Below are 15,497 nucleotides of genomic sequence, written 5' to 3'. Positions count from 1 at the left end.
GTCCTGCTGAGAGTGCGGCAAGAAAAAAGCCCCGGGCGATGCCGGGGCTTTTGAGATCTCGTATCGAGATCGGCTCAGTACTTGGCGACCAGCGGAGCACCGCCCCAGTTGAAGCGATAGACGAGCTCGCTGCGTACGCTGTGCTCGCGGAACTTCTGGGTCTCCGAAAGGCCGGTCGGCAAACCGGTGGCAGTGAAGTTGATCCCGACGTTCGCGCGGTCAAATTCCGAATAACGGTACTCGGTCTTCCAGAACAGACCCGGGAGGAATCCTGTCAGCGCATATTCGTCGCCGGTGCCGATGAACCAGCCACCCTTGGTTGCGCCGGGCAGAGTGGTCGGAGGAGCCCCGATCGCAGCATTGGAGGTGACCATGCTCGTCCCCGTCCAGTGGGCCTGAGTGTAGCCGCCCGAGACGTAAGTCAGCAACTGGGGGAGCACCAGATAGCCGACACGAGCGCCGACCGCCCACTGTTGATCCAGCTTTTGCGATCCGACCGAGATCGGTCCAGTGACACCGAAGGTCGAGATGTCGCCATGCACGTCCATGAAGTCGTAATCAGCGAAGGCACCGACAAGCCAATTGGTGCCGGCGAACTGGTAGTCGCAGCCGCCCTGAACCGTACCAAACCAGCCGCGCGCGCCGGTTGTCAGATTGGGACTAATGGCAACACCAGTTGCGGTAATGAAGTCGTTGTGGTCGTTGTTGGTCATCGCACCGCCGCCGCCGGCGCCGACGTAGCAGCCCGTCCAGTTGACAACCGGAGCAACCGCGACCGGAGCCTTGGTATAGGGGCGTGCGGCCAGGTCAGCGGCAGAGGCCGCGCTCGTCATCGCTGCGATCGCCGTGAAAGCAAGTGCGAACTTTTTCATTTTGAATTCCAACCCTTGGCTACACGACGCGGGTGCGCCGGAAACGATTCAACCGATGGGTTGCTTATAGACGATTCCCTGGAAAATGCTGTTGCCGTTCCGACACAACCGCAATGTGACTTCACAGCCTGAAACGACGGGTCAAGACCTGAGCGTCAGGACGCGCGTGCCACCAGTACGGATCTATCGCAACGAAAAAGCCCCGGACGATGCCGGGGCTTTTGAAGTCGATGTCGAATTTCAGATCAGTACTTCGCGACGACTGGGCCACCCCAGTTGAAGCGGTAGACCAGCTCGCTGCGCACGCTGTGCTCGCGAAGCTTCTCGGTCATCGATCCAACCACGACCCCACCAAAGCTGACCGGCTGATTTGCGCGATCGAACTCTGAATAGCGATACTCCGTCTTCCAGAACAGGCCCGGCAGGAAGTTAGTCAGAGCATATTCGTCGCCAGTACCGATGAACCAACCGCTCTTGGTGAAGCCCGAGAGTGTCGTGGTAGTTCCGGCCAAGAAGCCTGTACCGGCCAGGTCGGTCGACTTCCAATGGCCCTGCGTATAACCGCCCGAGACGTAGGTGAGCAACTGAGGCAGAACCAGATAGCCGACGCGGGCTCCGACCGCCCACTGGGAGTCCTGCTTCTGAGTACCTAAGAACATCGGGCCAGTCACACCGAAGGTCGAGATGTCGCCCCGAACGTCCATGAAGTCGTAGTCAGCGAAGCCACCGACGACCCAGTTCTGGAACTGGTAGTCGCAACCGACCTGAACCGTGCCGAACCAGCCACGGGCACCCGTCGTCAGATTCGGGCCTGCGGAAAGACCGGTCAGCGGATCGACGTCATTGTGGTCGTTGTTGGTCATCGCACCGCCGCCGCCGGCACCGAGATAGCAGCCAGTCCAGTTGGCGACAGGAGCCGAAACCACCGGGGCCTTGGTGTAGGGCCGAGCAGCCAGATCAGCCGCAGAAGCCGCACCCGTCATCGCTGCGACCGCCGTCAGAGCGAGTACAATCTTTTTCATATCCAAATCCCCAGTTCCAACAGGCGCGAGCGCATTGAATTCCGTTCAACCGATGCCCGGAATATAACCGGTTCCCACCGAAAAGCTGTTGCCGGCCAGACACAATCGCCGGAAAACGCTCCGCAGTTGTTTGGAGGACACAGTTCGAGTTTGGCCGTAAAGAATTCTCATTTGGACATCAATGGCTTGAGCAAGAATTGGACTCACACGTCCAGCAGGTCCTCGCTGGCGAATTCGGCCTTGTCCGAAATGAAGGCAAACCGCGCCTCGGCCTTGGTGCCCATCAGGCGCTCCACCGAGTCGGCCGTGGTGTCGCGGTCGTCGGCAAGCAGGACGACCTTGAGGAGCGTCCGCCGTGCCGGGTCCATGGTGGTTTCCTTGAGCTGCGCTGGCATCATCTCGCCGAGGCCTTTGAAGCGGTTCACCTCGACCTTGGCGTTGGCATTGAACTCGCTCTTGAGCAGCACTTCCTTGTGCGCGTCGTCGCGGGCGTAGACCGATTTGGAGCCGTGGGTCAGCTTGTAGAGCGGCGGCACTGCGAGGAAGAGGTGGCCCTCGTCGATCAGTCGCGGCATCTGGCGGTAGAAGAAGGTGATCAGCAGCGAAGCGATGTGGGCGCCGTCGACGTCGGCGTCGGTCATGATGATGATGCGCTGATAGCGCAGATCCTCTTCGCGATATTGGGCAAGCGTACCGGAGCCGATCGCCTGCACGAGGTCGGCAAGCTGTGCATTTGCCGTCAGCTTGTCCTTGCCGGCGGAGGCGACATTGAGGATCTTGCCGCGCAACGGCAGCACGGCCTGGGTCTTGCGATCGCGCGCCTGCTTGGCGCTGCCACCGGCCGAGTCACCTTCGACGATAAAGAGTTCGGAGCCTTCGGTGCCTGCGTCGGTGCAGTCTGCGAGCTTGCCGGGCAGGCGGAGCTTCTTGCCTGCGGTCTTGCGCGCGGTTTCCTTTTCCTGTCGGCGGCGCAGGCGCTCCTCGGCGCGATCGATCACGAAGTCGAGCAGCCTGTTGGCCTGGTTCGGATTGCCGGAGAGCCAGTGGTCGAACGGGTCCTTCATCGCCTGCTCGACGATGCGCTGCGCTTCGGCCGTGGCGAGACGATCCTTGGTCTGGCCCTGGAATTCCGGCTCACGCACGAACACCGAGAGCATCACGGCGGCGCCCACCATCACGTCTTCCGAGGTGACGGAGGCTGCGCGCTTGCCCTGGCCGACGCGCTCGGCGTGGTCCTTCAGGCCGCGCAGCAGCGCGCTGCGCAAGCCGGATTCGTGCGTGCCGCCATCGGGCGTCGGCACGGTGTTGGTGTAGGAGGACAGGAAGCCATCGGCGTCCGCGGTCCACGCCACGGCCCATTCGCAGGCGCCGTGCGCGCCGTTGCGGCCGGACTTGCCGGAGAAGATGTCGGGATGCACCAGCGTGTCGGCATGAATCGCGGCGGCGAGATAATCCTTCAACCCGCCGGGGAAATGGAACGTCGCTTCCGCCGGCACGTCCTCGACGCCCTTCAGCAGCTCGGGCGCGCAATTCCAGCGGATCTCGACGCCGCCGAACAGATACGCCTTCGAGCGCGTCATCTTGAACAGGCGCTGCGGCTTGAACGCCGCCTTGGCGCCGAAGATGTCGGTGTCCGGCTTGAAGCGCACGCGCGTGCCGCGGCGATTGTTGATCTTGCCGAGATCCTCGAGCTTGCCCTTCGGATGCCCGCGCTCGAACGTCATGCGATAGAGCTTTTGGCTGCGCGCGACCTCGACCTCGAGGCGCGAGGAGAGGGCGTTGACGACGGAGATGCCGACGCCATGCAGACCGCCAGAGGTCTCATAGACCTTGGAGTCGAACTTGCCGCCCGAATGCAGCGTGCACATGATGACTTCGAGCGCCGACTTCTTCGGAAACTTCGGATGTGGATCGACGGGGATGCCGCGGCCGTTGTCGGTGACCGTGAGGAAACCTTCCGCACTCAGGTCGACTTCGATGAAGGTGGCGTGTCCGGCAAGTGCCTCGTCCATCGAGTTGTCGATGACTTCGGCGAAGAGGTGGTGCAGCGCCTTCTCGTCGGTGCCGCCGATATACATGCCCGGCCGGCGCCGGACCGGTTCCAGGCCTTCGAGGACCTCGATGTCGGCTGCGGTGTACTCGGCCTCGCCGCCGCTCGCACGCGAAGCCGCCTTGGCCGGTGCGCGAGACTTGGGCGCATCGGAGCCAAAAAGGTCGTCTTTTGCTTTGGTTTTCAATTGCTTGGACATGTATCTTGATGCGTTTTGAAGGCCGCGAAGGCGGCGAATCGGTTAGGCCGACTATGCCACGGCTGGCCTGAAAAAGTGACCGCCCGACCGGTCGCCGATGTCGTTGCGGCCCAATCCCGGCGATTTTACGCCGTCACGGCCCCTTGTTCCCGGCAATTTGACATCGTGGCCCGCGCCGAGCCGGTCTTTGTGACTTGATGTCACGCAAGACCTTGGCTTACCAGTCCTTTTCACGATCCAGGACGCACGGCGGGGCGGGGAAGGCATTTTTGGATGGAGCAGTTTGCACACGCACTGGCCGACTTCGTGCGTGTTCACCAGGTCTGGGCAGCACCGATCGTGTTCCTTCTGGCATTCGGTGAATCGCTTGCCTTCATCTCGCTTCTGATCCCGGCCTGGGGCGCGCTGGTTGCGATCGGCGCCCTGATCGGGGTGAGCGGCATCAGTTTCTATCCGGTCTGGATTGCGGGCGCGATCGGGGCAGCCCTCGGCGACTGGGTCTCCTACTGGTTCGGCTTCCGCTACAAGGAACAGGTCGCGCAGATGTGGCCGTTGTCGCGCTATCCGGACATCCTGCCACGGGGGGAGGCCTTCGTGCGGAGCTGGGGTGTGCCGAGCATCTTCATCGGCCGCTTCTTCGGCCCCTTGCGCGCCTCCGTGCCGCTCGCCGCCGGCATCTTCGAGATGCCGTATTGGAGCTTTCAGGTCGCCAATTTCGTCTCGGCACTGATCTGGGCAGCGGCGCTGCTGTTGTTCGGCGACGTGATGGCACGGATCATGGAGTGGATCTTGCGGCTGGTATGACCGTGTCAAACCTTGACGTCGGAACCACTTGGTCTTATAGCCGCGCGCCATGATCAACGCCGCGACCATCCTGTTCGCCCGTCGCCGCCGCCGCACTCTCGCGGTTTGGGCGGTCGATCGCGTTTGAGATCATCGTCTTTGCCGCTGGATCCGGTCCGCGGCATTCTCTCTCCTGTCAGCGCGATCTGATCCGGCGGCCCCCACAAGGAGCCCCAGCAGGAGACCACGATGTACACACCGCCCTTTTTCAAGCAGGACCGCGCCGCGAGCCTCAAGCTTGCGGACGAGCGCGGCTTCGGCACCTTCTGCGCGTGGGACGGCTCGAGGCCGACCGCGTCGCAACTGCCGTTCTATCTGAGCTACGCCGCGGACGGCACGCCGCACGCCGCCTTTCATGTTGCCCGTCACAATCCGCTGGTAAAGCTCGCGGATGGGTCCGCGTCGTGGCTGCTCGCGGTCAACGGTCCGGATGCCTATGTATCGCCGGATTGGTACGTCTCGCCGGACCAGGTGCCGACCTGGCTTTACCAGTCAGTGCATCTGACGGGGCCGGTACGGGTGTTGTCGGACGATGAACTCAGCGTGCAGATCGACACGCTCAGTGCCAAGTTCGAGGACTGGCTGCTGCCGAAAAAGCCCTGGACGTCGGCCAAGATGACGGCAGGACGGCTGGAGGCGATGAAGAAGGCAATCGTGGGTCTGGTGATGACGGTTGAAGAGGTCGAAGGCAGCTTCAAGCTGAACCAGCACAAGTCCGAGGCCGACTTTGCCGCGATCTCAAATGCGCTCGGCGAAGGCGATGCCGACGCGAAAGCGATTTCACAATTGATGCGACAGGCCCGGCCGCAAATCTTCGCGGATCAGGCCTTTGCAGATGACACGAACAAGCTCGAAAGGAGCGCGACATGAGCCTCGCTGAAACCAAACAAGCCCGGAACGTCGGCGCTGCCGCCAAGAAGCCGGTCGTCTTCGTCGACGGCGGCTCGGGCACGACCGGTCTTGGCATCAACGAGCGGCTCAAGCTGCAGGGTGATGTCGCGGTGAAGACGATTGCCGACGACAAGCGCAAGGATCCCGCGGCCAAGAAGGCGCTGATGGAGGAGGTCGATCTCGTCATCCTGTGCCTGCCCGATGATGCCGCCAAGGAGACGGTCGCACTCGTCGACAGCATGGGCGCCTCGGCGCCGAAAGTGCTGGACGCCTCGACCGCGTACCGCGTCGCGCCGGACTGGGCCTACGGCTTTCCCGAGCTGACGCCCGATCAGGCCGGCAAGATCAAGGCCGCGAAGAAGGTCTCCAATCCCGGCTGCTATCCGACCGGCGCGATCGCGCTGCTGCGGCCAACCGTCGATGCCGGCCTCTTGCCGCAGGATTATCCCGTCACCGTCAATGCGGTGAGCGGTTATTCCGGCGGCGGCAAGTCGATGATCGCGAGCTTTGAAGACGGCAGCGCGCCGTCCTTCGAGCTCTACGGCCTCGGCTTCGAGCACAAGCATCTGCCGGAGATGCAGCTCTATTCGAACCTGACGCGGCGACCGATCTTCATTCCTTCGGTCGGCAACTACCGGCAGGGCATGCTGGTCTCGGTGCCGCTTCAGCTCGACACGCTGCCTGGCAAGCCCGGCGGCGCGGACCTGCAGGCCGCGCTCGCAAAGCGCTACGCCGGCTCGAAATACGTCTCAGTGATGCCGCTCCAGAACGAGGCGACCAAGGGCGGCCGGCTCGAGCCGGAGGCGCTGAACGAGACTAACATGCTCGAGCTCTACGTCTTCGCCAGCGACAAATATCACCAGGCGGTGCTGGTCGCGCGCCTCGACAATCTCGGCAAGGGCGCCTCCGGCGCCGCCGTGCAGAACCTGCGGCTGATGCTGGGATTGCCGGAGGAGTAGCTGAGGCCTCTCGTTCCGTCATTCCGGGGCGCCCGAAGGGCGAACCCGGAATCTTGAGATTCCGGGTTCGGTGCTGCGCACCGCCCCGGAATGACGACATGAAGAAGCGCGAGCTTCGCGCTCAAAACACCTTGAAGATCGCGAGCGCCAGCACGGCCTGGGCGAGGAAGCCGACGGTGAAGGCGAGGGTGCGGAACACCGGAAGTCCCAGCGTGTAGACAATCAGATGCGCGACGCGGGCCCAGAAGTAGACGGCGCAGGCCAGCACTGTCCATTTGCTGGAATAGTCGATCGCGTTGAGGATCAGCACAAGCGGCGCGAAGATCACGAGGTTCTCGACCGCATTGTCATGCGCAAACATCAACCGGTTCGCCCATTCCGCATGCGGCTTGTCGTTGCGGGACGGGTTGGCCATCGCGCCCGAGAGACCGCGGACCTGGCAGCGGTTGAGGATGTAGGGGATCCAGAGGATGCCGGTCAGGATCACCGTCAAGGTCAGCCAGAACAATTCGCGCGTCATAATCCGATCCCCACTTCATTCGCTGTGTCGAAAAGGGAGCTTATACAAAAGCGCGAGAGATTCCGCTATGCGCGAACGCGGACGTAGCTGCCCGGTGCGTCCTCGATCGGCGGCATCGCCGCGCTGCCCACGGTGCGCGCCGGGACCTCCTCGGGATCGAGCCCACCCAGCCATTCGCGCCAGTCGGGCCACCACGAGCCCTTGTGCTCCTCTGCACCCTTCATCCACTGCGCGACGTTGACGTCCCTGATGTTGTCGTTGGTCCAGTACTGGTACTTGTTCAAGGCCGGCGGGTTGACGACACCCGCGATGTGGCCCGAACCCGACAGCACATACTTCACCGGACCGCCGAAGAACTGCGAGCCGTAGAGCACCGATTCGGCTGGCGCGATGTGGTCCTCGCGGGTGGCGAGATTGTAGACCGGCACCTTGACCTTGGAGAGGTCGAGCAGCGTGTTGTCGAGCACCATGGTACCCGTCGACAGCCGGTTCTCCAGGTAGCAGTTGCGCAGATAGTAGGAATGGTTCGCCGCGGTCATGCGGGTTGCGTCTGAATTCCAGTGCAAGAGGTCGAACGCGCTCGGCTGCTGGCCCTTCAGATAGTTGCTGACGACGTAAGACCAGATCAGGTCGTTGGAGCGCAGCATGTTGAAGGCCATCGCCATCTTGGAGCCTTCGAGCACGCCGGCGGCCTTCATGTCGTGCTCGAGCGCCGAGATCTGGTTCTCGTCGACGAATACGAGCAAATCGCCGGCATGGGTGAAGTCGACCTGCGCGGCGAAGAAGGTCGCCGAAGCGACGCGCTGGCGGCGCTTCTCGGCAAGCCAGGCCAGCGTGGTCGCCAGCATCGTGCCGCCGACGCAGTAGCCGGCGGTGTGCACCTTCATCTCGCCGGTCGCCCGCTCGATCACGTCCATCGCCGTGAGCGGGCCTTCCTTCATGTAGTCTTCCCAGCTCTTGTCGCCGAGCCGCTTGTCCGGATTGACCCAGGAGATCACGAACACCGTGATGCCCTGATCGACACACCATTTGATGTAGGATTTTTCCGGCTTGAGATCGAGAATGTAGAACTTGTTGATCCAGGGCGGCACGATCAGGAGCGGCGTGCGCAGCACCTTCTCGGTGGTCGGCTCATACTGGATGAGCTGCATCATCTCGTTCTGGTAGATCACCTTGCCGGGCGTCGTCGCCATGTTGACGCCGAGCTCGAGATTGTCCGGATTGGACTGGCGAATCTTCAGCATGCCCTTGCCGGCCGCGATGTCCTCGGCCAGCATCTGCAGGCCTGTCGCCAGATTGCCGCCGGAGCTTGCGACCGTCTGGCGCAGCACTTCCGGATTGGTCAGCACGAAATTCGACGGCGACAGCGCGTTGGTGACCTGCTGCACGTAAAACTCCGCCTTGCGGCGGGTGTGCGGATCGAGCCCTTGCGCGTCGTTGACCAGCTCGTGCGCGCGCTTGGTCGTGAGCAGATAGAGCTGCATCATGAAATCGAAAAACTGGTTCGACTTCCATTCCGGATCGGCGAAGCGCTTGTCGCGCGGCGAGGGCGCGATCGCGGGCGGCGCATCCTCGCCGGCCATGCGGCGCGCTGCCGAACCCCAGAGGTCGAGATAGTCCTTGGCGAGCCGCGTCTGCAGCTCCGATGAGCGCGCATTGTCCGACAACCAGTATTCGGCGACGGCAGTGAAGGTCTTGACCATCTCGCTCAGCTCGGGCGGCGGACGGTCCTGCACCTCGCCGCTTTCGCGCGGCTTGAGGTAGGCGGCGAGCGCCTTGCCGCCGCTTTCCATCGCCCGCGCGACGTTCATCGCGAAGGCTTCCGCATTGAACTTTGTCTCGGACGTGTTTGTCCCAGACTTGCTTGTCCCGGACTTGGGTGTCTCTGTCGTGACGGTACTCATGACGAGAACAGTAACGGTTCATTGCGCGTTCGTCACCGCGAAGCTCACACCATCTAGGGTTAATCGCGCGCGAACATGTGCTGCACTGCGATATAGTTCTTGGTTCTGTCACAATCAGGGTTCACCACGTCGTCAGGGGCCTTGGATGTGGTCGGCTCACGCCATTGAGGGCAGCAATGGTTTGAGCTGAGGCCGGCGGTTGGGGTAAGCTCCATCGGCCGTGCTGTTGGGACGAGTAGGGGATTCCCAAGTGTTGGCGTTGTGGGACCGACAAACGAGACGGCTTGCGCCGTGTGCGCTGCTCATCATTGCGTCGATGCTCGGTGGCTGCTCCAGCCAGATCGCCGATCTGACGCCCGCTGACACGCAGCCGCATCCGAAGGAGGCGGGCGGCTACCTGCCCGTGCATGATCTGCCGCCGGCTCGCGACGAGGCGGTGATCCCGCCGGATCAGCGCGCCAAGATCGAAGCCGAGCTGGCCGCCGCGCGCGACCGCCAGGCCGCGGCGGCAGCCAAGGATGCAAGCGGGAAGTAATTCTGAGCCACATAGCTCTGCGCCAAGGTGCCAACGTAATCGCTGGCGCGCCCGCGTTGCCGTGCTAAAAGACCTCATTCAGCCGAAAGTCAGGGTGAGGGAGTTCAGTCCCCGCCTTAAGGAGCTTGCTCTAAGCATTTGATTTGGAGCGATTTTCAGGCGGGGTCCGGCATTCTCTCGATTGTCACGTCGAGGCCGCCCGATTCTGCCCTGGCCGGTTGCTCGGAGCCTGGAACCCATGGAAGAATTTTATCGTATCCGCCGTCTGCCGCCTTACGTGTTCGAACAGGTCAACCGGGCCAAGGCGGCCGCGCGGAACGCCGGCGCCGATATCATCGACCTCGGCATGGGCAATCCCGATCTGCCGGCCCCGCCGCATGTGCTGGAGAAGCTCAAGGAGACCCTCGGCAAGCCGCGCACCGACCGCTACTCCGCCTCGCGCGGCATTCCCGGCCTGCGCAAGGCTCAGGCGGCCTATTACGCCCGCCGCTTCGGCGTGAAACTCAATCCGGACACCCAGATCGTCGCGACGCTCGGCTCGAAGGAGGGCTTCGCCAACGTCGCACAGGCGATCACGGCGCCGGGCGACGTCATCCTCTGTCCCAATCCGAGCTATCCGATTCACGCCTTCGGCTTCTTGATGGCGGGCGGCGTCATCCGCTCGGTGCCATCGGAGCCGACGCCGCAGTTCTTCGAAGCGGTCGAGCGAGCGATCGTGCATTCGATTCCGAAGCCCCTCGCGCTCGTGGTCTGCTATCCCTCGAACCCGACCGCTTATGTCGCGAGCCTCGATTTCTACAAGGACCTCGTTGCCTTCGCGAAGAAGCACGAGATCCTGATCCTGTCGGATCTTGCTTATGCCGAGGTCTATTTCGACGAGAACAACCCGCCGCCCTCCGTGCTCCAGGTGCCTGGCGCGATGGACGTCACCGTCGAGTTCACCTCGATGTCGAAGACCTATTCGATGGCCGGCTGGCGCATGGGCTTTGCGGTCGGCAACGAGCGCGTAATCGCGGCGCTCGCCCGCGTGAAGTCCTATCTCGATTATGGTGCGTTCACGCCGGTCCAGGTTGCGGCGACCGCGGCGCTGAACGGGCCCGACGATTGCATCAAGGAGATGCGCGACACCTATCGCAAGCGCCGCGATGCGCTGGTGGAGTCGTTCGGCCGCGCCGGCTGGGAGATCCCGCCGCCGGACGCATCGATGTTCGCATGGGCGCCGCTGCCGGAAGCCTTCCGCAGCGTCGGCAGCATGGAGTTCGCGACCCTGATGGTCGAGAAATCCGGCGTGGTGGTGTCGCCCGGCGTCGGCTTCGGCGAGCATGGCGAAGGATATGTCCGCATCGCGATGGTGGAAAACGAGCAACGGATCAGGCAGGCCGCGCGCGGCGTGCGCCGCTTCCTTGAAAGCGGCATCGAAACGTTGCACAACGTCGTTCCGCTCGCCAATCGGCGTTAGTTCCTTCCGGCAGGTTTTCGAAGCATTATGGTCGCACCCCTGAAAGTGGGTATTGCGGGGCTCGGCACTGTGGGCGCCGAAGTTGTCCGCTTGATTGAAACCCAGGCTCGCGTGCTCGCGGGCCGCAGCGGCCGGGGCATTCGTGTCGTCGCCGTCACCGCGCGCTCCAAGGCGAAGAAGCGCGGCATTGACCTGCGCGGCGTCGAATGGGTCAAGGACCCGCTCAGCCTCGCCACGCATCCCGGCATCGACTGCTTCGTCGAATTGATGGGCGGATCGGGCGATCCGGCCCGTGCCGCGGTCGAGGCAGCGCTGAGCGCCGGCAAGTCCGTCGTCACCGCCAACAAAGCGCTGCTTGCCAAGCACGGCATCAAGCTGGCGAAGGCCGCCGAAAAGCACGGCGGCGCGCTGAATTTCGAGGCAGCCGTTGGCGCTGCGATCCCCGTCATCAAAACGTTACGTGAGGGGCTTGCCGGAACCGGCATCAACCGCGTCTACGGCATCCTCAACGGCACCTGCAACTACATCCTGACGCGGATGGAGCAGGAAGGCCTGTCGTTCGCCGAATGCCTCAAGGATGCGCAGCGGCTCGGCTATGCCGAGGCCAATCCGTCCTTCGACGTCGACGGGCACGACACCGCGCAGAAGCTCGCGATCCTGGCGAGCCTCGCCTTCGGCACGAAAGTTGCTCAAAAGGCCGTGTATGTCGAAGGCATCTCCTCGATCGCTCCGGAAGATCTTCGCGCGGCCGCCGATCTCGGTTACCGCGTCAAGCTGCTCGGCGTCGCGGTACGCACCGCCAAGGGCATCGAGCAGCGCGTGCATCCGACCATGGTTCCAAAGTCGTCCTCGATTGCGCAGGTGATGGGTGTCACCAATGCGGTCACGATCGATGGCGAAGGCATTCCGCCGATCACGCTGGTCGGACCCGGCGCCGGCGGTGCTGCGACGGCCTCTGCCGTCGTCGCCGATATCGCCGATGTCGCGCGCGGCATTCGCGCCAATCCGTTCGGCCGGCCGGTCGCACAACTGCGCGACACCAGCAAGGCGCCGATGGAGCGGCACGAGGGCGGCTACTACATCCGCCTCTTGGCGCGCGATTTCCCGGGCACTGCGGCGGCGATCGCGACGCGGCTCGCCGAGCAGAAGATTTCGATCGAATCCATCGTGCAGCGCCATCCCAACGGCGGCCCTGCGCAGACCGGCGGTAAGGCCGTGCCCGTGCCCGTCATCCTGATCACCTATGCGACCCACGAGGACGCCGTGCGCCGTGCGCTTGCGGCCGTACAGCACGACAGGGTGATCAGCGGACGGCCGCAGGTGATCAGGATAGAGAAGAACTAGAGCATGATCCGGGAAAATGTGCAGCGGTTTCTCCCTCGCGACAAACGCTGAACGCGTTTGCGGGAGATCATGCTCAAACTAAAGAACCGGTTCGAACCGAACCGACGCGTTACGAATTGATGCGGACGGATGTCCGCTTGGACTAGGTTTTGAAGGAGTGAGCCAATGTCGACCCATATTTCAGTCCCCCCGCAGATGCTGCTCGAGCGCATTCTCACGCTGGAGATCGTGCGGGTGACGGAACGGGCTGCGGTGTCGTCGGCGCGGCTACGCGGCCATGGGCAGGAGAAGGCTGCCGACCAGGCCGCCGTCGACGCCATGCGGCGCGAGCTCAACAAGCTGCCGATCCAGGGCACCATCGTGATCGGCGAGGGCGAGCGCGACGAGGCGCCGATGCTCTATATCGGCGAGCAGGTCGGCCTCAAGGCCGGTCCCCTGGTCGACATCGCGGTGGACCCGCTCGAAGGCACCACGCTGTGCGCCAAGAACATGCCGGGTTCGATCGCCACCATGGCGATGGCCGACGGCGGCACGCTGCTGCACGCCCCCGACGTCTACATGCAGAAGCTCGCGATCGGGCCCGGCTACGACAAGGGCGTGGTCGAGCTCGATGCCTCGCCGGCGGATAACGTCCGGCGTCTCGCCAAGGCCAAGGGCGTCAAGCCCGAAGGCATCACCGTTCTCGTGCTCGACCGACCGCGCCACGCCGACATCATCCAGAGCGTGCGCTCGACCGGCGCGGCGGTGCGCCTCATCACCGACGGCGACGTCGCCGGTGTGATCCACTGCGCCGATCCCGACAACACCGGCGTCGACATGTATCTCGGCACCGGTGGCGCGCCGGAAGGTGTGCTCGCTGCCGTGGCGCTCCGTTGCATCGGCGGCCAGATGCAGTGCCGGCTGATCCTCGACTCCGACGAGAAGCGCGAGCGCGCCGCCAAGATGGGCGTCAACGATCCCAAGATGATCTACGGCATCGAGGACATGGCGCGCGGCGACTGCCTGTTCGCCGCCACCGGCGTCACCACCGGCTCGCTGCTCTCGGGCGTCAAATTCCGCAAGGACGGCGTGATCGAGACCGAGACCGTCGTGATGCGCTCGGTCACCGGCACCGTGCGCTACATCAAGGCCGAGCACCGGCAGCTCGAGAAGTTCTACCTGGGCTGATGCTCTCTGTCGTTCCGGGGCTCGCCACCGGGTCCGGCCTCCGGCCGGCTCGATGACGGGCTCCGCGAGACCCCGGAATCTCGCGCCACAAGTTCTGGATTCCGGGAGCGCGACTGCGTCGCGCCCCCGGAATCACAACAAGAACAAATCAGAGGCAGCGCGCATGTCCGATCTCTCCGCCGTCAAAGCCCTGGTCTTCGACGTGTTCGGCACGGTCGTCGACTGGCGCACCAGCCTGATCACCGACTTCATGTGGTGGGGGAAGGGCCGCGGCATTACCGCCGACTGGACCGCGCTGGTCGACGGCTGGCGCGGCATGTACGTCGCCTCGATGGACGACGTGCGCAAGCATCCCGAGCGTGGCTATGTCATCCTCGACGATTTGCATCGCCGCTCTCTGGAAAAGCTGGTCGAGAAGTTTGCGATCAAGGATCTCACCGAAGCCGATCTCGATTACCTCACCAAGGGCTGGCATCGCCTGCATCCCTGGCCGGACTCAGTCGCTGGCCTATCTCGACTCAAGACCAAATTCGTGATTTCGCCGCTCTCGAACGGCAACGTCGCGCTGCTCACCAACATGGCGAAGTTCGCGGGCCTGCCGTGGGATCTCGTGATGTCGGCCGAGCTGTTCGAGCACTACAAGCCAGACCCCGAGACCTATCGCGGCGCCGCGCGGCTCCTTGGCCTCAAGCCGGAAGAGGTGATGATGGTCGCCGCGCACAACGGTGATCTGGCGGCCGCGCAGAAGAATGGGCTCAAGACCGCGTTCGTCGCGCGCCCGACCGAATACGGTCCGCATCAAAAGGTCGACTTCGAGGCCACCGGCCAGTGGGACATCGTCGCCAAGGATTTTGGCGGCATCGCCGATCGATTGGGGTGCTAGGCGCACCGGTCACGGTCACGGACCGTTGCCGCCGCAGGCAAATGCACGTTGCGATGCAATGAGCTGCCCCGCTTTCACGATGGAACCAAACGCCGTGCGCTAGGTTATTCGATATCATCGGCGGAGGCTTCGCCTTTGCGTCGGTGCGCGAGAGACCGATCACGCTGCCGCCCGCCACCTCGGAAGGAGAACCGAATGTGCCCCCTTCCGGACGATGGATACAGCCGGAAAGACGAGGCTGACCCTAACCAGGAACTCGCGGACAAATTGGCCTCCTGTCACGAATGCGATGCCCTGCTTCACAAGGCGCGCGGGGCCGAGTCCGGTGGCTTGGAAGCGGGCAAGTCGGATGACGCGGAAGGGCCGAACGAGCTGCTTCAGCGCGCCAATGCCGCAATCGCTGAAGCCCATCGCCTCGTGGCTGCAAATCAGAATTGGCAAGACCAGATCTGCCGTCGGATCGGCAAGATGCTCTTTCGAGCTACCTTCTTGCCAATGAGGCAGAGACTTTACTCGCCTCTGGATTTTCCGGAGCGTCGTACGGTCTATGAGCCATTTCCGGCCCAAGAGAGCGAGGAATAGCTCGTTCTTCCTGAATCAACCGTATCGTCCAGGCAATGCTGGCGTGGGTGATGGCTACTTCCCTCAACCGCTGCCGGTGCACGGCGGCGGTGTGCTTTGTATCCCGGATAGCCTTCTCGGCGCGATTGAGAAGCGGATCGCTGGTCATCGGGCATCAAGAATGGCGGCAGGTGATGGTTCCTAAGTCGAAGGCGGTCGATTGACGCGACCTTACTTGCTCCGGCGGTAACGTATCTGCTGGTCAGCCGATCGGTGGCCCTGTCGGCC

General features: G+C 63.3%; 14 protein-coding genes. 9 read left to right on the top strand and 5 right to left on the bottom strand.

The genetic code is table 11. The features are described 5' to 3' along the window. Positions 1-74 precede the first annotated feature (74 nt). The 3 genes from ACV1FX_RS08090 to parE form a co-directional block, all read right to left on the bottom strand. Positions 75-872 (bottom strand): outer membrane protein, encoded by a 798-nt coding sequence (locus tag ACV1FX_RS08090; protein WP_473117019.1) that lies wholly within the window; start codon positions 870-872, stop codon positions 75-77. 245 nt (positions 873-1,117) lie between these two features. Beyond that, on the bottom strand, positions 1,118-1,894 hold the full coding sequence (locus ACV1FX_RS08085) for an outer membrane protein (RefSeq protein ID WP_473117018.1): 777 nt from the start codon (positions 1,892-1,894) through the stop codon (positions 1,118-1,120). Between the two features lie 203 nt (positions 1,895-2,097). Next, a complete protein-coding gene (gene parE / locus ACV1FX_RS08080) occupies positions 2,098-4,143 on the bottom strand; it encodes a DNA topoisomerase IV subunit B (RefSeq protein ID WP_473117017.1) in 2,046 nt (681 codons plus the stop codon). 273 nt (positions 4,144-4,416) lie between these two features. Here parE and ACV1FX_RS08075 point away from each other — a divergent pair, with 273 nt between their 5' ends. From ACV1FX_RS08075 to argC, 3 genes are all read left to right on the top strand, one after another. Continuing rightward, positions 4,417-4,947, top strand: coding sequence for a DedA family protein (locus ACV1FX_RS08075; protein ID WP_473117016.1), 531 nt, complete (start codon positions 4,417-4,419; stop codon positions 4,945-4,947). Between the two features lie 228 nt (positions 4,948-5,175). Beyond that, on the top strand, positions 5,176-5,856 hold the full coding sequence (locus ACV1FX_RS08070; protein WP_473117015.1) for an FMN-binding negative transcriptional regulator: 681 nt from the start codon (positions 5,176-5,178) through the stop codon (positions 5,854-5,856). After that, a complete protein-coding gene (argC, locus tag ACV1FX_RS08065) occupies positions 5,853-6,836 on the top strand; it encodes an N-acetyl-gamma-glutamyl-phosphate reductase (RefSeq protein ID WP_473117014.1) in 984 nt (327 codons plus the stop codon). Before ACV1FX_RS08070 ends, argC begins: the two co-directional genes overlap by 4 nt. A gap of 121 nt (positions 6,837-6,957) precedes the next feature. Here the strand turns inward: argC and ACV1FX_RS08060 are convergent, their stop codons facing one another. Further along, the gene (locus tag ACV1FX_RS08060) at positions 6,958-7,356 is read right to left on the bottom strand and encodes an MAPEG family protein (RefSeq protein ID WP_473117013.1); all 399 of its coding nucleotides are present in this window, start codon (positions 7,354-7,356) and stop codon (positions 6,958-6,960) included. A gap of 65 nt (positions 7,357-7,421) precedes the next feature. Continuing rightward, the gene (locus ACV1FX_RS08055; RefSeq protein ID WP_473117012.1) at positions 7,422-9,260 is read right to left on the bottom strand and encodes a PHA/PHB synthase family protein; all 1,839 of its coding nucleotides are present in this window, start codon (positions 9,258-9,260) and stop codon (positions 7,422-7,424) included. Positions 9,261-9,510: 250 nt separating this feature from the next. Here ACV1FX_RS08055 and ACV1FX_RS08050 point away from each other — a divergent pair, with 250 nt between their 5' ends. The 6 genes from ACV1FX_RS08050 (at position 9,511) to ACV1FX_RS08025 (ending at position 15,230) form a co-directional block, all read left to right on the top strand. Continuing rightward, positions 9,511-9,795, top strand: coding sequence for a hypothetical protein (locus ACV1FX_RS08050; RefSeq protein ID WP_473117011.1), 285 nt, complete (start codon positions 9,511-9,513; stop codon positions 9,793-9,795). Between the two features lie 238 nt (positions 9,796-10,033). Further along, entirely contained in the window at positions 10,034-11,254 is a 1,221-nt protein-coding gene (locus tag ACV1FX_RS08045; protein ID WP_473117010.1) for an LL-diaminopimelate aminotransferase, read from the top strand. Between the two features lie 27 nt (positions 11,255-11,281). Next, positions 11,282-12,598, top strand: coding sequence for a homoserine dehydrogenase (locus ACV1FX_RS08040; RefSeq protein ID WP_473117009.1), 1,317 nt, complete (start codon positions 11,282-11,284; stop codon positions 12,596-12,598). Positions 12,599-12,763: 165 nt separating this feature from the next. Beyond that, positions 12,764-13,765 (top strand): class II fructose-bisphosphatase, encoded by a 1,002-nt coding sequence (gene glpX / locus ACV1FX_RS08035; RefSeq protein WP_473117008.1) that lies wholly within the window; start codon positions 12,764-12,766, stop codon positions 13,763-13,765. Positions 13,766-13,928: 163 nt separating this feature from the next. After that, positions 13,929-14,648, top strand: a complete 720-nt coding sequence (locus ACV1FX_RS08030) for a haloacid dehalogenase type II (protein WP_473117007.1) — start codon at positions 13,929-13,931, stop codon at positions 14,646-14,648. Positions 14,649-14,843: 195 nt separating this feature from the next. Continuing rightward, the gene (locus tag ACV1FX_RS08025; protein ID WP_473117006.1) at positions 14,844-15,230 is read left to right on the top strand and encodes a hypothetical protein; all 387 of its coding nucleotides are present in this window, start codon (positions 14,844-14,846) and stop codon (positions 15,228-15,230) included. Positions 15,231-15,497: the final 267 nt, after the last annotated feature.

The sequence above is a fragment of the Bradyrhizobium ingae genome (assembly GCF_055791185.1).
This window is presented reverse-complemented; position numbering and strand designations above follow the sequence as displayed.